Origin of the sequence: Paraburkholderia sp. SIMBA_053, from assembly GCF_046534895.1 — a bacterium.
GTDB lineage: Bacteria > Pseudomonadota > Gammaproteobacteria > Burkholderiales > Burkholderiaceae > Paraburkholderia > Paraburkholderia caledonica.
Map to the genome: position 1 here is coordinate 1 of NZ_JAWRXU010000198.1, position 377 is coordinate 377.

Below are 377 nucleotides of genomic sequence, written 5' to 3' on the forward strand. Positions count from 1 at the left end.
CTGCGAGAGCTCCCAGGAGAGGTGCAACGAGACGGCGAGCAGCAGGAAGATCGCGAGGGTGAAGAGCAGGTTGGCCGGGACCTGGAAGCCGAGAGTGGCTGTGATGAACAGCAGCGCTTGCGGAAAGATGCCGAGCAGCAGCACCGCGAGGCCGATGACGAGCCAGATGATCGCATACTTCTCGCGGAGCTGGCGCTTGAGGAGCAGCGCCAGCACGACGCCGAGGATGACGATGGCGAGGCCGATCGCTCCGGTGACCATCATGCGCGTTCTCCGTCGTGTCGTCGGATCTGGGGGCGTCTCATGATCGAGAGACCGAGTGCCATCACCGATCGCATGAGATACAACGTCGAACCGAAGAAGCCCTGGCTCGGGAC

General features: G+C 63.1%; 1 protein-coding gene. It reads right to left on the reverse strand.

The genetic code is table 11. The annotated features are described in order from the left end of the window. The coding region (locus tag SB753_RS35250) for a DUF2304 domain-containing protein (RefSeq protein WP_410804693.1) at positions 1-264 on the reverse strand (264 nt) is incomplete at its 3' end. Positions 265-377 lie beyond the last annotated feature (113 nt).